The organism is Pseudomonas cannabina (genome assembly GCF_900100365.1).
Lineage (GTDB): Bacteria > Pseudomonadota > Gammaproteobacteria > Pseudomonadales > Pseudomonadaceae > Aquipseudomonas > Aquipseudomonas cannabina.
Genome location: NZ_FNKU01000001.1, coordinates 1,771,031 through 1,791,680, shown reverse-complemented (window position 1 = coordinate 1,791,680; position 20,650 = coordinate 1,771,031). Strand labels below are relative to the sequence as shown.

19 protein-coding genes and 2 pseudogenes are annotated in these 20,650 nt (G+C 60.7%); 16 read left to right on the top strand and 5 right to left on the bottom strand.

Features of this window, described 5'->3' with window-relative positions; translation table 11 throughout:
* The first annotated feature begins 52 nt into the window (after positions 1–52).
* From fni to BLT55_RS08380, 5 genes are read left to right on the top strand one after another with little or no spacing between them, the layout of a single operon-like run.
* Positions 53–1,108 carry a type 2 isopentenyl-diphosphate Delta-isomerase gene (fni, locus tag BLT55_RS08400; RefSeq protein ID WP_054998944.1) on the top strand — a complete coding sequence of 352 codons (1,056 nt, stop codon included), beginning with the start codon at positions 53–55 and terminating at the stop codon, positions 1,106–1,108.
* Positions 1,105–2,385 carry a glycosyltransferase gene (locus tag BLT55_RS08395; protein WP_074800284.1) on the top strand — a complete coding sequence of 427 codons (1,281 nt, stop codon included), beginning with the start codon at positions 1,105–1,107 and terminating at the stop codon, positions 2,383–2,385. Before fni ends, BLT55_RS08395 begins: the two co-directional genes overlap by 4 nt.
* The gene (crtY, locus tag BLT55_RS08390; RefSeq protein ID WP_074800281.1) at positions 2,375–3,538 is read left to right on the top strand and encodes a lycopene beta-cyclase CrtY; all 1,164 of its coding nucleotides are present in this window, start codon (positions 2,375–2,377) and stop codon (positions 3,536–3,538) included. The genes BLT55_RS08395 and crtY overlap by 11 nt, the downstream gene beginning before the upstream one ends.
* A complete protein-coding gene (locus tag BLT55_RS08385; RefSeq protein ID WP_055001578.1) occupies positions 3,535–5,025 on the top strand; it encodes a phytoene desaturase in 1,491 nt (496 codons plus the stop codon). Before crtY ends, BLT55_RS08385 begins: the two co-directional genes overlap by 4 nt.
* On the top strand, positions 5,022–5,975 hold the full coding sequence (locus BLT55_RS08380) for a phytoene/squalene synthase family protein (RefSeq protein WP_074800279.1): 954 nt from the start codon (positions 5,022–5,024) through the stop codon (positions 5,973–5,975). The genes BLT55_RS08385 and BLT55_RS08380 overlap by 4 nt, the downstream gene beginning before the upstream one ends.
* On the opposite strand, the gene BLT55_RS08375 is transcribed toward BLT55_RS08380, so the two are convergent.
* Complete coding sequence (locus tag BLT55_RS08375) at positions 5,905–6,441, bottom strand: sterol desaturase family protein (protein WP_054999779.1); 537 nt, start codon at positions 6,439–6,441, stop codon at positions 5,905–5,907. The genes BLT55_RS08380 and BLT55_RS08375 overlap by 71 nt on opposite strands.
* Before the next feature lie 200 nt (positions 6,442–6,641).
* On the opposite strand from BLT55_RS08375, the gene BLT55_RS08370 reads away from it, so the two are divergent.
* The 9 genes and pseudogenes from BLT55_RS08370 to BLT55_RS08325 all read left to right on the top strand — a co-directional run bounded on the left by BLT55_RS08370 (position 6,642) and on the right by BLT55_RS08325 (position 16,360).
* Positions 6,642–7,592 (top strand): LysR family transcriptional regulator, encoded by a 951-nt coding sequence (locus BLT55_RS08370; protein ID WP_054999778.1) that lies wholly within the window; start codon positions 6,642–6,644, stop codon positions 7,590–7,592.
* 589 nt (positions 7,593–8,181) lie between these two features.
* Positions 8,182–9,642 (top strand): NAD(P)-binding domain-containing protein, encoded by a 1,461-nt coding sequence (locus tag BLT55_RS08360; RefSeq protein ID WP_055000446.1) that lies wholly within the window; start codon positions 8,182–8,184, stop codon positions 9,640–9,642.
* A complete protein-coding gene (locus BLT55_RS08355) occupies positions 9,639–10,613 on the top strand; it encodes an ABC transporter permease (protein WP_007253240.1) in 975 nt (324 codons plus the stop codon). The genes BLT55_RS08360 and BLT55_RS08355 overlap by 4 nt, the downstream gene beginning before the upstream one ends.
* Complete coding sequence (locus tag BLT55_RS08350) at positions 10,610–11,530, top strand: ABC transporter permease (RefSeq protein ID WP_055000445.1); 921 nt, start codon at positions 10,610–10,612, stop codon at positions 11,528–11,530. Before BLT55_RS08355 ends, BLT55_RS08350 begins: the two co-directional genes overlap by 4 nt.
* Positions 11,527–12,543 (top strand): ABC transporter ATP-binding protein, encoded by a 1,017-nt coding sequence (locus BLT55_RS08345; protein ID WP_055000444.1) that lies wholly within the window; start codon positions 11,527–11,529, stop codon positions 12,541–12,543. Before BLT55_RS08350 ends, BLT55_RS08345 begins: the two co-directional genes overlap by 4 nt.
* Positions 12,533–13,548 (top strand): annotated as a pseudogene (locus tag BLT55_RS08340) (ABC transporter ATP-binding protein). The gene BLT55_RS08345 and the pseudogene BLT55_RS08340 overlap by 11 nt, the downstream one beginning before the upstream one ends.
* A 65-nt stretch (positions 13,549–13,613) precedes the next feature.
* Positions 13,614–15,179 carry an ABC transporter substrate-binding protein gene (locus BLT55_RS08335; RefSeq protein ID WP_074800276.1) on the top strand — a complete coding sequence of 522 codons (1,566 nt, stop codon included), beginning with the start codon at positions 13,614–13,616 and terminating at the stop codon, positions 15,177–15,179.
* Between the two features lie 69 nt (positions 15,180–15,248).
* Positions 15,249–15,779, top strand: a complete 531-nt coding sequence (locus BLT55_RS08330) for a CMD domain protein (RefSeq protein ID WP_054998655.1) — start codon at positions 15,249–15,251, stop codon at positions 15,777–15,779.
* Complete coding sequence (locus tag BLT55_RS08325; protein ID WP_054998654.1) at positions 15,776–16,360, top strand: peroxidase-related enzyme; 585 nt, start codon at positions 15,776–15,778, stop codon at positions 16,358–16,360. Before BLT55_RS08330 ends, BLT55_RS08325 begins: the two co-directional genes overlap by 4 nt.
* Positions 16,361–16,442: 82 nt before the next feature.
* Here BLT55_RS08325 and BLT55_RS08320 read toward each other — a convergent pair whose 3' ends face one another.
* From BLT55_RS08320 to BLT55_RS08310, 3 genes are all read right to left on the bottom strand, one after another.
* Positions 16,443–16,682: a DoxX family protein gene (locus BLT55_RS08320; RefSeq protein WP_235810133.1), complete on the bottom strand. Its 240-nt coding sequence runs from the start codon at positions 16,680–16,682 to the stop codon at positions 16,443–16,445.
* A gap of 109 nt (positions 16,683–16,791) precedes the next feature.
* On the bottom strand, positions 16,792–16,980 hold the full coding sequence (locus tag BLT55_RS08315; protein ID WP_082438090.1) for a DoxX family membrane protein: 189 nt from the start codon (positions 16,978–16,980) through the stop codon (positions 16,792–16,794).
* Between the two features lie 78 nt (positions 16,981–17,058).
* The gene (locus BLT55_RS08310) at positions 17,059–17,433 is read right to left on the bottom strand and encodes a PA0061/PA0062 family lipoprotein (protein ID WP_054998653.1); all 375 of its coding nucleotides are present in this window, start codon (positions 17,431–17,433) and stop codon (positions 17,059–17,061) included.
* 391 nt (positions 17,434–17,824) lie between these two features.
* Here BLT55_RS08310 and BLT55_RS08305 point away from each other — a divergent pair.
* Both BLT55_RS08305 and BLT55_RS08300 read left to right on the top strand, forming a co-directional pair.
* Positions 17,825–18,439 (top strand): annotated as a pseudogene (locus tag BLT55_RS08305) (winged helix-turn-helix domain-containing protein); the annotation flags it as partial.
* Positions 18,429–19,772, top strand: coding sequence for an ATP-binding protein (locus BLT55_RS08300; protein ID WP_054998652.1), 1,344 nt, complete (start codon positions 18,429–18,431; stop codon positions 19,770–19,772). The pseudogene BLT55_RS08305 and the gene BLT55_RS08300, both read left to right, overlap by 11 nt.
* Positions 19,773–19,774: 2 nt before the next feature.
* On the opposite strand, the gene BLT55_RS08295 is transcribed toward BLT55_RS08300, so the two are convergent.
* Entirely contained in the window at positions 19,775–20,647 is an 873-nt protein-coding gene (locus tag BLT55_RS08295) for a LysR family transcriptional regulator (RefSeq protein ID WP_235810132.1), read from the bottom strand.
* Positions 20,648–20,650: the final 3 nt, after the last annotated feature.

Here is a 20,650-nt window from a genome sequence, read left to right as displayed (position 1 = left end):
TGACTAGAGACCACACCTGTGGAGAAATGATCCAGAGGATTACGGAGCAGAAATGGATAACAGCGACCTTGGTCGACGCAAGGATGATCATCTGGACATCGTCCTCGAACAGCGCGGCGCAGGTTCGGGCGCAGTGACAGGACTGGATGCCGTGCAGTTCGAGCACTGTGCGTTGCCTGAACTGAACCTGGATGACATCGACTTGCGCAGCGCCTTGCTGCACATGCCATTGCGTGCGCCACTGCTGATCAGTTCGATGACCGGCGGCGCCGAGCGCTCGACAGTGATCAACCGCAATCTGGCCATCGCGGCGCAGGAACTGGGGATGGCCATGGGCGTCGGTTCGCAGCGTGTGGGCTTGCGCAGCCCGAATGATCAGGGCCTGACGCGCGAGTTGCGGCGTCTGGCACCGGGCGTGCCCTTGCTGAGCAATATCGGCGCTGCGCAATTGCTGGAAGCTGACGGCCTGGATCTGGCGAGGCGCGCCGTCGATGCGCTACAGGCCGATGCGCTGATCATCCACCTCAACCCATTGCAAGAAGCCGTGCAGGCTGAAGGCGACCGGCAATGGCAGGGTGTACTGAACACGATTGCCCGTACCGTCGAGAGCGTCGGCGTGCCGGTGATCGTCAAGGAGGTTGGGGCAGGGCTGTCTGCCGAGGTGGCGTCGTTACTCGCTGGTGTCGGCGTCCGGGTCATTGATGTGGCTGGCAAGGGCGGCACCAGTTGGGCAGCGGTCGAAGCCGGGCGGGCCACCAGTGCTGCCGACCGTGAGGTGGCGATGGCCTTCGCTGACTGGGGCATTGCCACCGCCACCAGCCTGATCAATGTGCGCAAAGCTCTGCCCGATATCACGCTGATCGCGTCGGGCGGCATTCGCAATGGCGTTGATGCGGCCAAAGCCATTCGCCTTGGCGCCGATCTGGTGGGGCAAGCCGCAGGTGTGCTCAACGAAGCGATGCTGTCCAGCAGTGCAGTGATCGAACATTTTGAAATAATAATTCGCCAACTGCGCATCGCCTGCTTCTGCACGGCATCCGCAGACCTTGCGGCGCTGCGCAAGGCGCGGCTCAGCCTCCCGCTTGCGATCAATGGTTCACCGCCATGAGCCATTTCGGCGTCGTCACGCCTGCTTTCTACAGTCATTTTCAGGCGTTTCAGGCGTTAGCCGTGGCGTTGATCGAGCGAGGTCACCGCGTCACCTTCTTTCATCAGGCGGATGCGCGCCAGTGGCTGAGTGACCCGCGTATCGGTTTTTACCCGTTGGGTGCCAACACTCACCCGCCCGGAAGTCTTGACGCCGTGTTGCGTCGTGCCGCCGCGCCGACCAACCCGCTGGGCCTGCGCCGGGTCATCAAGGACCTCAGTCGCAGCGCAGCAATGTTCTGCAACGAACTGCCGGCTGCGCTGGCCCACGAGGCGGTCGATGCGTTGCTCTGCGATCAGATGGAGGCTGCGGGCGGGCTGGTCGCCGAAGCGCTGAAATTACCGTTCGTGTCCGTGGCCTGCGCGCTGCCGGTCAATCGCGAGCCACGATTGCCACTTCCGGTGATGCCCTTTGCCTACGGCACCGACCCGCGCAGCCAACGCATGTATGACGTCAGCTGCAAGGTCTATGACTGGTTGATGTGCCCGCTGCGTACTGTGTTGCATGATGCGTCGCGGCGCCTGGCGGTCAGGCCGCGCGACGGCTTTCACCAGTACCTTTCGCCGTTCGCACAGATCAGCCAGACCCTCGACGGCTTTGACTTCCCACGCGAGCACCGGCCAGCCCACTTTCACACGGTAGGGCCGCTGCGGGCGCCGCCGGTCAACACACCAGGGGATTGGAGCATCGACCCGGACCGACCCTTCGTTTTCGCCAGCCTGGGCACTTTGCAAGGCGCACGCCTGGGTATGTTCAAGCAAATGGCGATGGCCTGCCGTGCCCTGGATGCGCAGTTGCTGATCGCGCATTGCGGCGGTCTTGATGCCGCTCAGGAACAGCAACTGCTGCGCCTCGGCGCAACCTGGGTCACCGATTTCGCGCCCCAGCAATGGGTGTTGCAGCATGCCGACGCGGTGATCACCCATGGCGGCCTGAATACAGTGATGGACGCCATCTCCGCGAACACGCCGATGCTGGTAATGCCTATTGCTTTCGATCAGCCGGGCGTGGCGGCGCGGGTCAGCTACCGTGGTGCAGGCCTGCAACTCGGCCGACGCGCGCGGGCGCCGAAAATCCGCAGCCATTTGCAGCGTGTGCTCGCCCAGTCGCGAGAGCCGTTGCTGCGCCTGGCAAGCGAACTGCATGGTGCCGGGGGCGTGGCCAGGGCGGCGGATATCATTGAGCAAGTGCTCAGTACCGGCCAACCGGTGTTTGCGAGGACGGTTCATGAGTTATGACCTGATTCTGGCCGGAGGCGGGCTGGCCAACGGTCTGATTGCCTGGCGGCTCAAGCAGCTACGGCCGCAACTGCGCGTGCTGTGCATCGAAGAGCAGGCGCATCTGGGCGGCAATCATACCTGGTCCTTTCACGACGGCGACCTCAACGCGGCGCAGCGTCAGTGGCTCAGGCCGTTGGTAGTGAAAACCTGGCCCGCCTACGACGTGCATTTCCCCGGCCGCTCGCGGCGTATGAACAGCGGCTACGCGAGCATCACCTCCGACCGGTTTTCTACAGTAATCGAGCCTGTACTGGGCGATGACCTGTGGAAAAATCGACGCATTGCCCGCGTCAGTCCCGACTCGGTGGCGCTTGACGGACAACAGATTCAGGCCCGCGCTGTCATCGATGGCCGTGGCGCCCGGGAAAGTCAGCACCTGATACTAGGGCGCCAGGCGTTTCTCGGCCAATTGCTGCGTTTGAAAGCACCTCATTGCCTTGATGCGCCGATCATCATGGATGCACGGGTCGCGCAGGGTGAGGGCTACCGGTTTGTCTACGTGCTGCCATTTTCGGCTGACACGCTGCTGATCGAAGACACCCATTACGTGGATCGGCATTCGTCGTCGGTCGAACAGCTGCGCAAGCACATCGCTGATTATGTGCAGCACAGCGGCTGGCAAGTGGACGCCTGTCTGCGCGAAGAGCAGGGCATGCTGCCGATTACTCTGGCGGGGGATTTCGAGTCGTTTTGGGATGCAGCCGAGGGCCAGCCGCTGTCCGGACTGCGCGCCGGGCTTTTCCATTGCACCACGGGTTATTCACTGCCGTATGCGGTGCGCCTGGCCGACTGGATCGCTGAACAGCCCGTTCTGAACGCCGACACGCTGGCGCGAGGCATTCGTGATTTTGCCCGCCATCAATGGCAGCAGCAGGGGTTTTACCGTTTGCTCAACCGCATGCTGTTTCTGGCCGGACGCCCGCAGGACCGCTGGCAGGTGATGCAGCGCTTTTACGGCCTGCCTGAAGGCCTGATCAGCCGCTTTTACGCAGGCGACAGCCCGGCGCGCGACAAACTGCGGGTACTGGTCGGCAAGCCACCGGTGCCGGTCGCGCAAGCGCTGCGCGCTGCACTCCGATATTCGCCTCGACATTACGAGAACACCTTATGACTCAAGCAAAAAGCGCCGTGGTGATAGGGGCCGGTTTTGGCGGCCTGGCACTGGCGATTCGCCTGCAGGCAGCCGGCATACAGACGACCCTGCTGGAAAAGCGCGACAAACCGGGCGGTCGTGCCTACGTCTACCACGACCAGGGTTTTACCTTTGACGCCGGTCCGACGGTCATTACCGACCCCACCGCCATAGAGGAGCTGTTCACGGTGGCGGGCAAGTCCATTGGCGATTACGTCGAGTTACTGCCGGTCGCGCCGTTCTATCGCTTGTGCTGGGAAGACGGCACGCAGTTCGATTACGCCAATGACCAGGCTGCACTGGATCGCCAGATCGGCCAGCTCAATCCAAAAGACGTGGCGGGCTATCAGCGTTTTCTGGCGTATTCGAAAGCGGTGTTCGAAGAAGGCTATCTGAAACTGGGCGCGGTACCCTTTCTGTCCTTTCGCGACATGGTCCAGGCCGGGCCGCAACTGGCGCGTCTCGAAGCGTGGCGCAGTGTGTATTCGAAGGTGTCAGGGTTCATCAAGAACGAGAAGCTGCGTCAGGCGTTTTCGTTTCATTCGCTGCTGGTCGGTGGCAACCCGTTCGCGACCTCTTCGATCTATACGCTGATTCACGCGCTGGAGCGTAAATGGGGCGTGTGGTTTCCGAAAGGCGGCACCAGTGCGCTGGTGCAGGCAATGGTCAAGCTGTTCGAGGACATCGGCGGCAAGGTCGAGCTGAATGCCGAGGTGGCCAGCATCGACGTCAGCGCAGGGCGGGCCACGGGCGTGCACTTGAATGATGGTCGGCAACTGAAGGCAGATTGCGTGGCATCGAATGCCGACGTTATTCACACCTATACCAACCTGCTCGGACATCATCCGCGCGGGGTCAAAGAAGGTCGTCGCTTGCAAGGCAAGCGTTTCAGCAATTCGCTGTTCGTCATCCATTTCGGGCTGAAACGGCCCCAACCGCAGTTGCAGCACCACACTGTCTGCTTCGGGCCGCGTTACCGGGAGCTGATTCAGGAGATTTTCAAAGGTGCCACGTTGGCCGACGACTTTTCCCTGTACCTGCACGCGCCGTGCATCACTGACCCGAGCCTTGCCCCGCCGGGCTGCTCCAGCCATTACGTGCTTTCGCCGGTGCCGCATCTGGGCAACGCGCCCATCGACTGGAAGGTGGAAGGGCCGCGCTACCGGGATCGTATCTTCGAATATCTGGAAAAGCACTACATGCCCGGCTTGCGTGAAGACCTGGTCACCTGCCGGATTTTCACCCCCAACGATTTTCGCGATGAGCTGAATGCGCACTTGGGTTCGGCGTTTTCGCTGGAGCCGATTCTTCAGCAGAGCGCCTGGTTCCGACCACATAACCGCGACGCGCAGCTGAATAATGTCTATCTGGTCGGGGCCGGCACCCATCCCGGCGCAGGTGTGCCGGGGGTGATTGGTTCGGCCAAGGCCACCGCCGGGCTGATGATCGAGGACCTCGGCGCATGACCGATGCGCAGACAGAGGATCAGGCGCTGCTGGACCATGCGATTCGAAGCATTACCGTGGGCTCGAAAAGCTTCGCGGCGGCCTCGCGCTTATTCGACCCGCATACCCGGCGCAGCGCGGTCATGCTGTATGCCTGGTGCCGTCATTGCGATGATGTGATCGACGGCCAGGAAGCCGGGCGTCCGGCCAGTACGGTCAGCGACACGCAGATCGACCAGCGTCTGCAAGGACTGCTGGCGCAGACGCACGCCGTGTACGCCGGTTTGCCGGTCAGCGATCCAGCGTTCGCCGCGTTCAAGGATGTTGTGAAACGTCACAATCTGCGTCAGGACTATGCCCTTGATCATCTGGCCGGTTTTGCCATGGACGTGCAGCAGCGCGATTATCGCTGCCTGCAGGACACCCTTGAATACTGCTATCACGTTGCCGGTGTGGTGGGGCTGATGATGGGGCAGGTCATGGGCGTGCGTGACGATCAGACCCTGGACAGGGCCTGCGATCTGGGCATGGCCTTTCAACTGACCAACATTGCACGGGACATCGTCGAGGACGCCGGGATCGGCCGTTGCTATCTGCCCGCTGACTGGCTGGATGAGATGGCTATCCCCGCAGACCGGCTGACAGACCCGGCGTACCGCGACAGGCTGGCGGTGCTGGCCGGGCGCCTGGTCGACCTGGCAGAACCCTACTATGTCAGCGCCGAGGCCGGCATGGCGGCGCTGCCGTGGCGCTCCGCCTGGGCGGTTGCGACTGCCAGTGCGGTGTACCGCGAGATTGGCGTCAAGGTTCGCAAGGCGGGCGCGTCAGCGTGGGATGCACGAGTGTCGACGTCGAAACTGGATAAAATCCGTCTGGTGACGGCGTCGGCGTGGCGCGCGACTAGCGTTCGCGGGCGACACTTTGCGCAGCGTCCTGCCGATCTGTGGCAGCGTCCTCGTCACGCTTGTTGAGCGGGCCACCGTGCATGGCCCGCAACTGCGCCTTGAGCCGTGCAGGTGCGGGCGCATACAGAAAACCGAACGACACGCATCGCTCCTTGCCGGACACCGCGTGGTGCATCAAGTGCGCCTGATACAGGCGCTTGACGTAACCCGCGCGTGGCACCCATCGCCATGGCCAGCGGTTATGAACCAGCCCGTCATGCACGATGAAATACAGCAGACCATAGCCCGTCATGCCCGCACCGATCCATTCCAGCGGGTGCATACCCTGCGTGCCCAGTGCGATCAGCACAATGGCCACGCCGGCAAACACCACGGCATACAAATCATTTTTTTCGAACCAGCCGCTGCGAGGCTCATGGTGCGAGCGATGCCAGCCCCAGCCCCAGCCGTGCATCACGTACTTGTGAGCAACGAGTGCGAAACCTTCCATGCCGATGAGCGTGGCAAGAAACACCAGTGCGTTGAGTGCCATGCGTTGTTTTCCTCGTGAATTGCATGCCATGTGACTGCACAAAGGCTGCCGGTGTTCTATTCGATTACAGACCGGCTTTCTGCTTGCGGGTGTGTACCGAGCGATAAGTGCTCCGACAGCGTGTAGACTTTTGCGCTTTGAGCCGGGGAATCCTGCACGGCAAGATCCCCCAAAGTATCCGTGATGATCAAGGCGTGTATATGGATTTGCGTCAACTCGAAGCGTTTGCAGCAGTGATGTCGGCAGGCAGTGTCACCGCTGCCGGGAAAATGCTGGGCCGCTCCCAGCCATCGGTCACCCGGGTCATCCAGGAACTGGAGCAGGAGCTGGGTTTTGCCCTGTTCGAGCGCAGCGGGCCGAAGGTCACGCCGACTCACAAGGCGTTCATGATGTATGGCGAGGTCGAAAGCGCCTTGCTGAGCGTCCGTAACATTCGCCAGCGTGCGCAGCATATCGCTCAGGAAGAAAATCATCAGATCAAACTGGTGGCGATCTCGGCGCTGGCGGCAGGGCTGCTGCCCGCTGCACTGTCGCGACTGCCGGAGGCGCTGCGTCCGCAGCAGATTCAGCTGCAAAGCATGTCCCCGGAAAATGTCGTTCAGGCTGTGCTGTCGAAGACCATGGACCTGGGCGCCGTCAGCCTGCCGCTGGAACATCGCGGGTTGGAGATTCACTGGATCGGCGAGGCACCCTGCGTGGCGGTGCTGCCTGCCGACTCCGAGCTGACCGCCCATGACATCCTGTCGATAGAACTGCTGCGCCAACAGACCCTGATCACCATGGCCAATCCGTATCGATTTCGGCGGCGGATCGATAAGGCTTTTCACGATGCAGGCGGCGAGCCACCGCGCATGCTGGACACCAATACCTCGCTGATCGCCATGCAGATGGCCAGGGCCGGGCTCGGCATCGCACTGGTCGACCCGTTCACGGCCATGGGCGTACCGGTGCAAGGCGTGGTGGTCAGGCCGATTGCCTGCAATATTCCGTTCTTCTTCGGCTTGATATCGGCGTTCGCCAGTCCGCTATCGGACGTCGCGAGGGCATTGATCGATGAAATCGCCGCGTCCGCAAAAATCCTCCTGCCCGAAATGGTCATGCACAAAGCCAGTGCTCATGACGCCCTGTTGCAGAGCATTTATGCCGAGTGAGCGCGCGTAAGCACAGACTGTGTGGGAGCTGACCGGGCGACGCTTCGCTCGTCCGCGAACTGCCGGGAACCGGCAGCAAAACCGGTGCACACGGTACATCAGGGAAAACCAAGTCGGCCCGTTTCAGGACTGCTTCGCAGCCCATCGCAGCCGTCGTAACCTCCTGAAGCTCCCACGCCCTCCGGGCAGAAGCCCACTCTGCGGGCATCTCAGGATATGTGAATAATGCAGAGTGATCTGCGCTGATGCATGTGAGCGGACCGGCCGATGCTGCGCTTGTGTGGGAGCGGACTTGTCCGCGAACTGCCGGGAATCGGCAGCAAAACCCGGCACCTCGGTGCATCAGACACACCCGAGGCAACAGATTTCAGGACTGCTCCTCAGCCAACGTTCTAAACGCCTCTATAAATCCATTCAGGAATATAAATATGCTTTTTTGCGCGTTGCGAGAATAAAGAATGGCTTTTAGTATTCGGATTAAGCATTCAATGGCTTTAAGAATTCATTTAATGCGTTATTGGAATGATTTTTGAATTGATTTGAATCAGGCTCGGGCTTTGCGCCTGATCATCTTTCCGGGTACCGATCAATGTCCGATGTAAACGCACCTGCCGGTCTCGCGGCGCTGGAAGCTCGCCTGCAGCAGGATCTGGCGTGGCTGGATCTGCCCGCAAAACCTTGGGTCAAACCGAGAAAGAGTGCCGGGCAGGCCGTGCTCGATGTAGCGATCATCGGCGGCGGCATGGCGGGCCTTGCGCTGGCTGCCGAGCTGCGGCATCTGGGCGTGTCGGCGGTGATTTTCGATCAGTCGCCGACGGGGTTCGAAGGGCCTTGGGCGACTACCGCGCGCATGGAAACCCTGCGCTCGCCGAAACAGTTGACCGGCCCGGCGCTGGGTTTGCCGGCACTGACCTTTCGCGCTTGGTACGAAGCGCAGTTAGGTGTTGCTGGCTGGGCCGCGCTGGACAAGATTCCGCGTTTGCAATGGGCCGAGTACCTGCGCTGGTATCGTAAGGTGCTGGCGCTGGATGTACGCAATGAAAACCGGGTCAGCAGGGTCGCGCCCAGAGCGGACGGCCTCATTGAACTGGACCTCACGACACCCGTGCAGACGCAGTTCATGCTGGCTCGGCACGTCGTGCTCGCGACCGGACGTGATGGCCTGGGTGGTCCTTGGGTACCGGATTTCGCCCGGCAATTGCCGAAGCATTTATGGACGCACTCGGCCGCCGGTTTGCAGGATGACTGGTTCGAAGGCAAGCGCGTCGCCGTGATTGGCGGCGGAGCGTCGGCCATGGACAGCGCGGCCACTGCACTGGAAGCCGGTGCGCAGCGGGTCGATTTGTTGATTCGTCGCGCCGAGCTGCCACGTGTCAACAAAGGCAAGGGCGTTGGTAATCCGGGCATGGTTCACGGCTACTGGCGCTTGCCGGATATCTGGAAGTGGCGCATCCGCCATTACCTCAACACCCAGCAAGTGCCTCCGCCACGGGGCAGTACGCTCAGGGTTTGCAATTCAGGCAGGGCGCGCTTTCTGCTGGATAATCCAGTGCTTGCGGTCGAAGCAAACCCGGCGGGCGGAGTCTGGCTGCACACCCCGAACGCCCGCATCGAAGCGGATTTCGTGGTTTTCGCTACCGGGTTTCGTACCGACTTCGAACAACGCCCGGAATTTTCGCCGTTCTCGTCGCACATACGTCTCTGGCAAGACCGCTTCAATGCACCACCCGGCGAAGCCGACACTGAACTGGCCGTACTGCCTGACCTGGGCAACTGCTTCGAATTCCAGGAAAGGACCCCCGGCGCTTGCCCGGGCCTGAACCACATTCACTGTTTCAGCTACCCGGCAGCACTGAGCTACGGCGCAGTATCCGGCGACATTTCGGCCATCAGCGAAGGCTCGAAGCGTTTGGCCCATGCGCTGGTCGGGCTGCTGTTCAACGATGATATCGCGCTGCATTTCCAGTCCATGCGCGAGTATGCCGAACCGGAATTGCTGGGCGATGAATGGGTGGCCAGCGCGCCGGCCGCCGAAGAGCTACGCCCATGATCGGCTGGGCGCTGCGCCGCTTGACCCAGTCGTTGTTGGTCATTTTGCTGATGACGGTGGTGGTGTTCGTCGGCCTGAATGCCATTGGCAACCCGATGGACATTCTGGTCGGCGAAGACCTCAATCAGGCCGAACGCCTGCAGGCCATCGCGCACCTGGGGCTGGACCAGCCGCTGTGGCAGCAATACCTGATCTTTCTCAAGGGCGCAGTGCACGGCAATCTGGGCCAGAGCTTCGTTTACCACGAAGACGCCATGCGCCTGATCCTCCAGCGTCTGCCCGCGACCTTCGAACTGGCGTTCAGCGCGCTGTTTCTGGCGGTGGTGATCGGCGTGCCGCTGGGCATGTTCGCCGGGCTGTACCCCGATCATCCGCTGTCCCGTCTGATGATGGCTGCCAGCATCGTTGGCTTTTCGCTGCCGGCGTTCTGGGTGGCGTTGATGATGATCATGCTGTTCTCGATCACGCTGGGCTGGCTACCGGCCAGCGGTCGCGGCGAAACCCGTGAATGGCTTGGTGTGCAATGGTCCTGGCTGACCCTCGACGGCTTGCAACATCTGCTGTTGCCCGCGCTTAACCTGGCGTTGTTCAAGATTTCACTGGTATTGCGCCTGACCCGTGCCGGCGTGCGCGAGGTGCTGCCGCAGGAATTCGTCAAGTTCGCCCGCGCCAAAGGCCTGTCGCCGATGCGCGTGATGTGCATGCACGTCATGCGCAACACCATGATCCCGGTGGTGACCGTGCTGGCCATGGAGCTCGGCTCGACCATTGCCTACGCCGTGGTTACCGAAAGCATCTTTGCCTGGCCGGGTGCCGGCAAGCTGATTCTCGACAGCATCAACATGCTCGACCGGCCGGTGGTGGTCGCTTACCTGATGGTGGTTGTGGTGATTTTCGTGGTGCTCAACCTGATCGTCGACGGCCTGTATTACCTGCTGGACCCCCGCGTCCGCATTGAGGCATCCCGATGAACGTCACTGTAAAGCTCGCGCCGGCCCATACCCTGTTGCAGGCTCAGTCGCCCTGGCGTCGGGTGATTGTTGAATTCATGAGTTCTACCACCGCAGTAATCGGTTTGCTGCTGTTACTGGTCATTGTGCTGATCGCAGCCTTCGCACCGTGGATCGTAGTGCAGAACCCTTATGACCTGATGCAGCTCAACGTGATGGATGCGCGCATGCCGCCCGGCAGCCTGAACATGGACAGCGGCTACACCTATTGGCTGGGCACCGACGGGCAAGGCCGCGATCTGGTCTCGGCGATTATCTACGGCCTGCGCATCAGCCTGTGGGTCGGCATCGGCTCGGCTTTGATCGCGGCAGTGATCGGCACATTGCTGGGGCTGATGTCCGCGTATGTCGGCGGCTGGGTCGATGCGTTGTTGATGCGTCTGGTCGACCTGCTGCTGTCGTTTCCGGTGATTCTGATGGCGCTGATGATTCTGGCCTGGCTGGGCAAGGGCGTCGGCAACGTGATGCTCACCCTGATTCTGCTCGAATGGGCCTATTACGCGCGCACCGCCCGAGGTCAGGCGCTCACCGAAAGCCGTCGCGAATACGTCGATGCAGCGCGCGGGCAGGGCGTTGGTCCGTTGCGTATCGTGATCGGGCACATCCTGCCCAACTGCCTGCCGCCGCTGATCGTGATTGGCGCCTTGCAGATCGCTCGCGCCATCACCCTCGAAGCGACCCTGTCGTTTCTCGGCCTGGGTGTGCCGGTCACCGAGCCCTCACTGGGGCTGCTGATCGCCAACGGCTTTCAATACATGCTCAGCAATGAATACTGGATCAGCCTGTTTCCGGGGCTGGCGCTGCTGATTACCATCGTCGCGATCAATCTGGTCGGCGACCGCCTGCGCGACGTCCTGAACCCGAGGTTGCAGCGATGAGTGTGCCTGAAGTGTCGTCCGTGGCTGCCTCGGTGGAGCAACCGACCCTGGAGGTGCGCGATCTGTGCACGTCGTTTCATACCCGTGCCGGTGTGCTGCCTGCGGTGCGCAATGTGTCGTTGCGCGTGCAGCCAGGGCGCATTCTCGGGCTGGTCGGTGAGTCGGGGTCGGGCAAATCGGTCACCGGCTTCTCGATCCTCGGTCTGGTGGATGAACCGGGGCGCATCAGTGGTGGCCAGGTGCTGTTCAAGGGCCGTGACCTGACAAAGCTCTCCGCCGGGCAACTGCGCGAAATTCAGGGCAATCGGGTCGCAATGATTTTTCAGGACCCGATGATGACCCTCAATCCGGTGCTGCGGGTCGACACGCAAATGATCGAAGCCGTGCGCGCGCACAGCACGCTAGGCAAGCGCGAAGCCCGTGAACACGCCAGCCGCACGCTGGCGTTGATGGGCATTGCCAGCCCCGAAGAGCGCCTGCGCGCCTACCCGCATCAGCTGTCCGGCGGCATGCGCCAGCGGGTGGCGATTGCCATTGCGCTGCTGCATGCGCCGGACCTGATCATCGCCGACGAGCCGACCACCGCACTGGACGTGACCATTCAGGCGCAGATCCTCAGCGAAGTGCAGAAGCTGGTGCGTGAGCAAGGCACCTCTCTGATCTGGATCACCCACGACCTGTCGGTGGTGGCTGGTCTGGCTGACGATGTGGCGGTGATGTACGCCGGGCGTATCGTCGAGCAAGGCTCGGTCGCTGATGTGCTGGATAGCCCGCAACATCCCTACACACAAGGCTTGATCGACAGCCTGCCAAGCCGCAACCGGCGCGGGCAGCGTTTGCGGCAGATTCCCGGCATGGCGCCGGATCTGCTGTCTATGCCTGTTGGCTGCGCATTTGCCGCGCGCTGCTCCAGAGCATCGGCAGCGTGCGCGCAGGACCCTGAACCACGCGAGATTCGGCCGGGCCATTCGGTTCGCTGCTTTTATCCAGGAGCTGCTGCCGATGCCCAGTGATCAGATCCCGCTCATCGAGTTGCAACAGGTCAGCAAGACGTTCGGTAAAGCCGTGGACGAGCACTCGTTTGCAGGGCTGCTGCAACGCCTGCACCTGACCCGCCCGAAACCGGTGACGCATGCGGTGGATCGCGTCGATCTGCGTATCGTGAGCGGCGAAGTGGTCGGGCTGGTGGGCGAGTCAGGCTGCGGCAAGTCGACCCTCGGGCGCATGGTCGCCGGGCTGCTGCCGGTGTCCTCCGGCAGCGCGCTGGTAGACGGCAAGCCGCTCGACAGCCTGACCACACAGGAACGCAAGGCACTGCGTCTTAAAGTGCAGATGATTTTCCAGGACCCGTCGTCGAGCCTCAACCCGCGTTTGCGGGTCGACCGGATCGTTGGCGAGGGCGCACTGCTGCATGGCCTGACCGACCGCAAAGGTGCCGACGACTACGTCAGTGCCCAACTGCAACGCGCCGGGCTCAGCCCGCAATTGCGCCAGCGTTACCCGCATCAGTTCAGCGGCGGTCAGCGGCAGCGTATCGGCATCGCCCGGGCGCTGGCGGTGCAGCCGGAACTACTGGTCTGCGACGAGTCGGTGGCGGCACTGGACGTGTCGATTCAGGCGCAGATCCTCAACCTGTTCATGGACCTGCGCGATGAGCTGGGCCTGACCTATCTGTTCATCAGCCACGACCTGGGTGTGGTCGAGCACCTGTGTGACCGCGTGGTGGTGATGTATCTGGGGCGGGTGGTCGAGACCGCATCGGTCGATGACCTGTTTGCGCGGACCAATCACCCTTATACCCAGGCGCTGCTGGCGCAGATCCCGCGTTTCGATATTCGCAGTACCCGTTATGACGCGATCAAAGGGGAAATCCCCAGCCCGCTGAACCCGCCTGCCGGGTGTCATTTCCACCCTCGCTGCCCGCACACGCCATGCCGCGCTGCCGCGAGGAAGTACCGGCGCTGAGAGAGGTTTCGCCGAACCACCTGAGCGCATGTCACCTAAATGATCAGAGCTGAACGACCAAAGCTGAACGATCGCCCAAAGTTCGCCAATTATCGCCATTGCGTACAAGGAATCACCCATGAAACCACTCGTTCGCTCGTTGCTGGCCTCGGCCCTCGTGCTGGCCGCCGGCAGTGTTTCGGCGCAAGACCTGCGCATCGGTTATGCCGACCCGGTCTCGTCGCTCGATCCGCAACTGAACAACTACGCCGGCGACCGCTCGGTGGCGCTGCACGCCTTTGAATCGCTGGTCAGCCGCCGCGACGACAAGACCCTTCCAGGCCTCGCGAAAAGATGGAAAGTCATCGACGACACCACCTGGGAATTTGCCCTGCGTGATGACGTGAAATGGCAGGACGGCACGCCGCTGACCGCCGACGATCTGGTGTTCTCCTTCGAGCGCGCGCGCAGCGTGCCCGGCAGCGTCGCGTCTTACGCCGGCGCCATGCGCACCGTCGAAGCTGTCAACGCCAAGGATGATCACACGCTGATCATCAAAACCCGCCAGCCCAACGCCAACCTGCTGCCAGACGTGGACTCGATCTACATCGTCAGCCGCCACGCGGGCGCCACCGCCAGCAGCGCCGATTACAATTCGGGTAAAGCCATGATCGGCACCGGACCTTATCGCTTTGTGTCCTATGTGCCGGGCGACCGCACGATCTTTGCCCGTAACGACAGTTACTGGGGCGCGAAGCCAACCTGGGACAAGGTCGATTTCCGCTTCATCGCCAACGCAGCCAATCGCACAGCGGCTTTGCTGGCGGGTGATGTGGACGTAATCGACAAGGTGTCGCCAACCGACGTCGAGCGCTTGCGCAAAACGCCTGGCGTCAACGTCTTCGCCTATCAGGGCTTGCGGGCGCTGATCATTCAGCCGAGCTTCCGCGTTGGCCCGAACGAGTTCATCCGTGACAACGTGGGCAAGCCATTGGCCGAGAACCCGCTGCTGGATGTAAGAGTGCGCAAGGCGCTGTCTCTGGCGATCAACCGTCCGGCCATTGACGAGCGGATCATGCAGGGCACGGTCACTGAGGCCAATCAGTGGATGCCGGCCAACACCTTCGGTTACAACCCGGACATCAAAAACATCCCGTATGACGTCAAACAGGCCAAGGATCTGCTGGCACAGGCAGGTTTTCCCGAAGGCTTCCAACTGACCGTACACGTACCGGGTGACCGTTACCCGCAAGCGCCCGAAGTCATGCAGGCCGTCGCGCAGTTCTGGATACGAATCGGCGTCAAAGTGCAGTTGGAAGTGTTGCCATGGGCCGTTTACGCCGGCAAGGCGAACAAGAATGAACTGGCGATCAGCGTGATCGCCTGGGGTAATGGCACGGGAGAAGCGGCTTACGCCCTGACCAACATTCTGACCACGGTCGACAGCAGCAAAGGGCAGGGCGCATCCAACTGGGGCCACTACAGTAACCCGCTGGTGGACAAGGCGCTGGCCGATTCGACGGCTGAATTCGATGAAGCCAAACGCCGCAAGATCCTTCAGGACTCGGTAAAAGTGGTCAGCGACGACGTCGGCATCATTCCGCTGTTCCATTACCAGAACATCTGGGCTGCGCGCAAAGGCCTGAAAGTCGAGCCGCTGGTCAGCGACCGCACGGCAGCGACCATGGTCACCGAACAGCCTTGATCTTCCCCCTTCGCGCAACGTTGCTAACCCCGACCGCGCGAACGCCACTACAGCTTTGCAGGATATTTCATGACACCGACTGCTGAACATCAGACGACGCCGGACCTGCTTGATGAGCTGCTGGGCATCGAGCCAGGCAGCCCGTTGCACACCGTGCGCCATGCACGGGAAAAGGTTGCATCGGCAACCCAAGGCAGCCAGCAGCTGTTTTTCGATCCCGCGCTGGACGATAACCTCTCGTTGAGCGAACGCCTGTGGGTTGCCTATTACGCCACGCGGCTGAGTGGCCAACCAACCCTGAGTGCGCATTACCTGACGCAATTGCAAGCCTCCGGCGTTGAAGCCGTGGCAGTGACTTACGTCGACACTGGCGAGATCGACAGGCTGGACGACCCGCGCCTGGCGGCAATGTTGAAGTTTGCCCACACCTTGATCGAGTCTCCAGTGCATGGCGATCAAAGTGCGTTGCAGGCGCTGCAACTTCAGGGGTTGAGCACCGCTGAAATCGTGGTGTTGGCGCAATTGATCGCGTTTCTGTCCTATCAGGTGCGTCTGGCCGCCGGGCTGACGGCCATGCAATCTGCCGGAGCAGCCCAATGAGCGAGCTTATCCAGATCGAAGGGTTCACCAATCAGGTGCTGGGCTGGAAGGCCTGGCTGCCGACCGTGAAACTCGATGACGCCAGCGCCGAACAACTGGCCGTGCTCGAAGAGAGCCACCCGCAGGCCAAGACCTCGGATTATTACCTGACGCTGGCGCACCACCCGGACATCCTCCGCCAGCGCTCGCAGGCCTTCAACGCCATCATGTACGCACCGGGCGGCCTGTCCCGCGCCGAGCGGGAGCTGGCGAGCACCGTGGTGTCACGCATCAACCGCTGTGTGTATTGCGCTTCGGTGCACGCGCAACGTTTCGAACAACTGGTCAAACGCAATGACGTGATCGCCCAAGTGTTTGCCGACCCGGCAACGGCGGGCACTACGGCACGCGAAAAAGCCATTGTGCAGTTTGCCATCGACCTGACCCTGGAACCCGCTGCGCTCGATGCCGGAAACATTCAGGCACTGCGCCAGCACGGGCTGGATGATGTGCAGGTTCTGGACCTGATTCATGCCATCTCGATCTTTGCCTGGGCCAACCGGCTGATGCTGAACTTGGGGGAGCCAGTGTTTCCCGTCTGACTGGCACGCTCACGGACAGTGAATAGCGGTACGTTTTTCGAACAGACAGGGGCCTGACAGCGCAACGCTGTCAGGCTGACCATCACGCGCCATTTCGTGTTGTCGCCCGACGCCGTTCGGTGGTTCTTTTGAACGTCTCATCAAGGCTGAGAGCGCCCGGGCCGCTCACGATGACCTGGAGTAATCCACCACAGATCGCGATGTTTTTCAGGAAACTGGTCAGTTGCGATTTTTCCGCAAAATGCTGGTGAAAAACCAGCGCGGTAATCAACGTGAAGACAGCCATCATGGCCGCCGCAAGCGTTGTTCGAAAACCGATCACCAGCGCTGCGGCCAGGCCTAAGGAGGCGCTGATTTATTCGATTTTTCGTCCCTGCAACGCTCTGGAGGCCTTGATTTATCTGGGGGCAACAGCTGGGTTTTAGAATAAATCAGCGTCTCCCTAACTCCACGAACACTGCGCCGATGTAAGCGACTACAGCGAAAGGAATGCCAGCGCTGTCGATATAATTCAAGGTTGCCTCGGGCGCCATAAGTTTGCCGAGACCGCTGTACAAAAACAGCAGGCTGAGCAGAAAGCGCGCGACCAGAGATATGTAATCTTCTTTCGTAGTGTGCATGTGGGTTATTCCAGGCGGGATGATAAAAAGTGAGCTGAACAAGGCTCGGTGATCGTTCAGATACTGTGGTGCTCGACGTTAAATGCTTATTTCTCTAATGACCGTGCCGTCTTCATCCAGCAACTTCAGGTCACGATTGATAGTGTTATGCGTGAGCACCAGTCGGTAGCTCCTGTCAGACTGGAAGTCAGCCACGTCGAGGTCGACAAAGTCTTGGGTGGTCGAGTCTGTATCGCTGTCGGTCAGAACCAGCACTTCGAGCAGGTGATGGCCCGGAGTCACTGTAAAATAGCGGCCGTCATTGACTGTGCTACCATCGATGCTTTCGGCAAGCAGCGTATTTTTGGGGGCGGCAGACAGATAGACAACACTTGAGGCCTGGTCCGGTTTTGGAATAACCGCAGCACACCCAGACAGTACGACAAGCAGACTGATAACGGACAGGGATTTCATGAGTACCTCACAAGAAGAGTTGAACGATGATCGGAAAAGCCCGCCCATCATGTCGACCTGGAATTAAGAGAGTATTAAGTGTCTGCCAATAATCTTCTGAGCCGGTGCGTCATGGCAGTATCAAGTTGCGTGCTGAACATTGATTCTGGCTATTTCGGTGATGCTTAATGTTCCCTTAATCAACAAGGCTTACCCTTTTTATATTTGCGGGACACAGGCATGCACGTGTTATTGGTTGAAGATGACAAACTCATCGCCGAAGGCGTAATCGCCGGACTGGGCGCCTAGGGAGACGCTGATTTATTCTAAAACCCAGCTGTTGCCCCCAGATAAATCAAGGCCTCCAGAGCGTTGCAGGGACGAAAAATCGAATAAATCAGCGCCTCCCTAGGGTTTCAATGTCGAACATGTCATGAACGCCGCCGGCGCCGAAGCCATGCTGCTTGCCGCCCGCTTCGAAGTCATGATTCTCGACCTCGGATTGCCCGACAAGGATGGTTTGACGCTGCTTCGTCTTTTGCGCGAACGCTCATTCCATCTGCCGGTGCTTATCCTCACGGCCCGTGACTCCATCGCTGACCGGGTTGCCGGGTTACAGGCAGGAGGCGATGACTATTTGCTCAAACCCTTCGACCTCAGAGAACTTGCGGCCAGGCTGCACACCCTGCACCGCAGGTTTTTAGGCAGGAGTACCAACCTCATCCAGCATGGCAGCCTTGGTATCGACCCCACGACCCGCGAAACCTTCCTTGCTGGCGAGCCCATCGATCTGTCCCGGAGAGAGCAGTCTTTGCTCAAAGCGTTGCTGGACAGCAAGGGACGCATTGTCAGTGCTGACCAGTTGAAGGATACGGTCTATGGCTTTGCGGACGATGTGGAAAGCAATGCGCTGAATGTGCACATTCACAACCTGCGCCGCAAACTGGGCAACAATATCGTGCAAACGGTTCGCGGGCTGGGTTATCGAATAGGCTCCGCTGCGACAGATGAATCCGATGAGCCTTAGATCCCGACTGACCCTGATATTGGGCGCGAGTTTTATCGTGTTATGGACGCTGGCGGCTGCCTGGATGCTGTCTGACCTGCAGCGCAATATCAGCCAGTCGTTTGACGAGCGGCTGGCTGCTTCTGCCCGACTGGTCATCAGCCTTATCCCTTCATCTCCCGACGCCATTCGAAAATTTGATTTGTTGAATGTCGAGCGGTCCGAGGCTGCCAAATCCGCACTGTCGACCGGTATGGCCTGCCAAGTGACTTCAATCAGGGGAGAAATATTCGTTCAAAGCCACAATGCGCCGGGGCAGACATTCGGCAGGCTGGGGGAGGGTTATCACAATCAAGTCGTCGATGGCGTCGAATGGAGAACATTCACGCTTGAAGTGGACGGGGTACGGATCAGTACCGCCGACCGGGTCGATCAACGGAGAACACTCAAACACTCGATCCTGTTTGCGGCCGCCATACCGGTGCTGGTTTCCCTGATCGGCAGCCTGGTATTGCTCTGGATCGGCGTTGGTAAAGGCCTCGAGCCGCTGCTGCGGATCAAGGAAGCACTGGTTCGACGCAACGCCGACTGTCTGGATCCGCTCGGCATCGGCAAACTGCCCGCCGAGCTCCAACTGCTCGTCGACTGCCAGAACAGCCTGCTGGCACGCATCGCTCAAGCGATCGAACGCGAGCGCAGGCTCACCGGCGACGCGGCTCACGAACTGCGCAGCCCGCTGACAGCCATCAAGACGCACATTCAGGTGGCTCAACTCACCGACGGCGCAGTCGCGAAGAACGCGATGCGCAAGGCTGAAGAGGGTGCCGATCGCCTGCAGCGCATACTGGAACAACTGTTGTTGCTGGCCAGAGTAGAAGGGCGATTGTCGTTCGAGGACGGAATGTCTACCTTGCCGAGCGATGTGGCAAGACAGGCACTGGCCGATTCGGCGCAGCATGAGTCAGTCATCATGGTCATCGGTGATCAGGTGGCTTCATCACCGCTCGGCGTACCGGCCGTCCTCGCGACAGCTGCACTGCGCAATCTCCTGGACAATGCGCTGCGCCACACACGACCGGACACTCATGTCGAGCTGACGATCACGCGAGACAAGGACATGGCCAGCTTCCGCGTCCGAGACCATGGGTATGGTGTTTCGGCTACGGAGATGGCCGATCTGACCAAGCGCTTCTGGCATAAGGGCCACGCAGGTGGAAGCGGACTCGGACTGGCAATCGTTGAAGCTATTGTCGTGAGCTGCAATGGCACGCTGTTGTTCAATAACCTGGTCGACGGTTTCGAAGTGGTCATGAAGCTGCCCTTGGCAGAAGCTCCGCACACTCATCTCGAATAACGCTAACCCGCGCGGTAACGCAACGCCTCCAGCAACAGCGCAAACGCGGGCGAGGCCTGTCGCCTGCTTGGGTAATAGAGATGGAAGCCGGCAAAGGTCGGTGACCAGTCTTCCAGCACATGAATCAGGCGCCCGGTGTCGATATGCGCCGCGACCAGATCGTGAGGGATGTAACTCAGCCCGAAACCGTCGAGCGCGGCGTCCAGCAAGGGGTAGACACCGTTGAACGTGACCTGGCCGGTGACACGAACGTTCAGCGTCTCGCCGTCTTTGGTGAATTCCCATGTGTACAGCCCGCCATTGGTGGGCAAACGCAGGTTGTTGCACCGATGGGAGGTCAGGTCTCGGGGCGTTTCGGGCCTGTTGCGCCCCTCGAAGTAGGCGGGAGAGCCGACCACAGAGAGGCGCATGTCCGGGCCGATGCGGGTGGCGATCATGCCGTCGGCCACCGCTTCACCCAGGCGCACCCCGGCATCGAAGCCTTCGGCCGCGATGTCGACGAAACTGTAGTCGCAGCACACTTCGACGCTGATGTCCGGGTACTTGGGCAGGAACGTATTCAGCACCGGGCGGATGATGACATCCAGCACGTGGTCCATGGCGTTGATGCGGATCTTGCCGGTCGGTGTGTCACGCAGGTCGCTCAGACCGGCCAGCTCGATTTCGATTTCATCGAAGTGTGGGCCAACCTTCTGGATCAGTCGTTCGCCGGCCTCCGTGGGCGATACGCTGCGCGTGGTGCGCGTCAGCAACCGCAGGCCCAGCCGGGCTTCAAGGCTGCGAACCGTATGGCTCAATGCGGATTGAGACACGCCCAGTCGAGCCGCGGCCTTGGTGAAGCTGCGTTCCTTGGCAACTGCCAGAAAGGCGAGCAAGTC

Coding starts and splice junctions, on each gene's coding strand:
- BLT55_RS08335 (WP_074800276.1), top strand. CDS start 13,614: ATGAAACCACTCGTTCGCTCGTTGCTGGCCTCGGCCCTCGTGCTGGCC.
- BLT55_RS08375 (WP_054999779.1), bottom strand. CDS start 6,441: ATGGCACTCAACGCACTGGTGTTTCTTGCCACGCTCATCGGCATGGAA.
- BLT55_RS08380 (WP_074800279.1), top strand. CDS start 5,022: ATGACCGATGCGCAGACAGAGGATCAGGCGCTGCTGGACCATGCGATT.
- BLT55_RS08325 (WP_054998654.1), top strand. CDS start 15,776: ATGAGCGAGCTTATCCAGATCGAAGGGTTCACCAATCAGGTGCTGGGC.
- BLT55_RS08345 (WP_055000444.1), top strand. CDS start 11,527: ATGAGTGTGCCTGAAGTGTCGTCCGTGGCTGCCTCGGTGGAGCAACCG.
- BLT55_RS08360 (WP_055000446.1), top strand. CDS start 8,182: ATGTCCGATGTAAACGCACCTGCCGGTCTCGCGGCGCTGGAAGCTCGC.
- BLT55_RS08395 (WP_074800284.1), top strand. CDS start 1,105: ATGAGCCATTTCGGCGTCGTCACGCCTGCTTTCTACAGTCATTTTCAG.
- BLT55_RS08355 (WP_007253240.1), top strand. CDS start 9,639: ATGATCGGCTGGGCGCTGCGCCGCTTGACCCAGTCGTTGTTGGTCATT.
- BLT55_RS08350 (WP_055000445.1), top strand. CDS start 10,610: ATGAACGTCACTGTAAAGCTCGCGCCGGCCCATACCCTGTTGCAGGCT.
- BLT55_RS08310 (WP_054998653.1), bottom strand. CDS start 17,433: ATGAAATCCCTGTCCGTTATCAGTCTGCTTGTCGTACTGTCTGGGTGT.
- BLT55_RS08315 (WP_082438090.1), bottom strand. CDS start 16,980: ATGCACACTACGAAAGAAGATTACATATCTCTGGTCGCGCGCTTTCTG.
- BLT55_RS08330 (WP_054998655.1), top strand. CDS start 15,249: ATGACACCGACTGCTGAACATCAGACGACGCCGGACCTGCTTGATGAG.
- fni (WP_054998944.1), top strand. CDS start 53: ATGGATAACAGCGACCTTGGTCGACGCAAGGATGATCATCTGGACATC.
- BLT55_RS08370 (WP_054999778.1), top strand. CDS start 6,642: ATGGATTTGCGTCAACTCGAAGCGTTTGCAGCAGTGATGTCGGCAGGC.
- BLT55_RS08300 (WP_054998652.1), top strand. CDS start 18,429: ATGAGCCTTAGATCCCGACTGACCCTGATATTGGGCGCGAGTTTTATC.
- BLT55_RS08385 (WP_055001578.1), top strand. CDS start 3,535: ATGACTCAAGCAAAAAGCGCCGTGGTGATAGGGGCCGGTTTTGGCGGC.
- crtY (WP_074800281.1), top strand. CDS start 2,375: ATGAGTTATGACCTGATTCTGGCCGGAGGCGGGCTGGCCAACGGTCTG.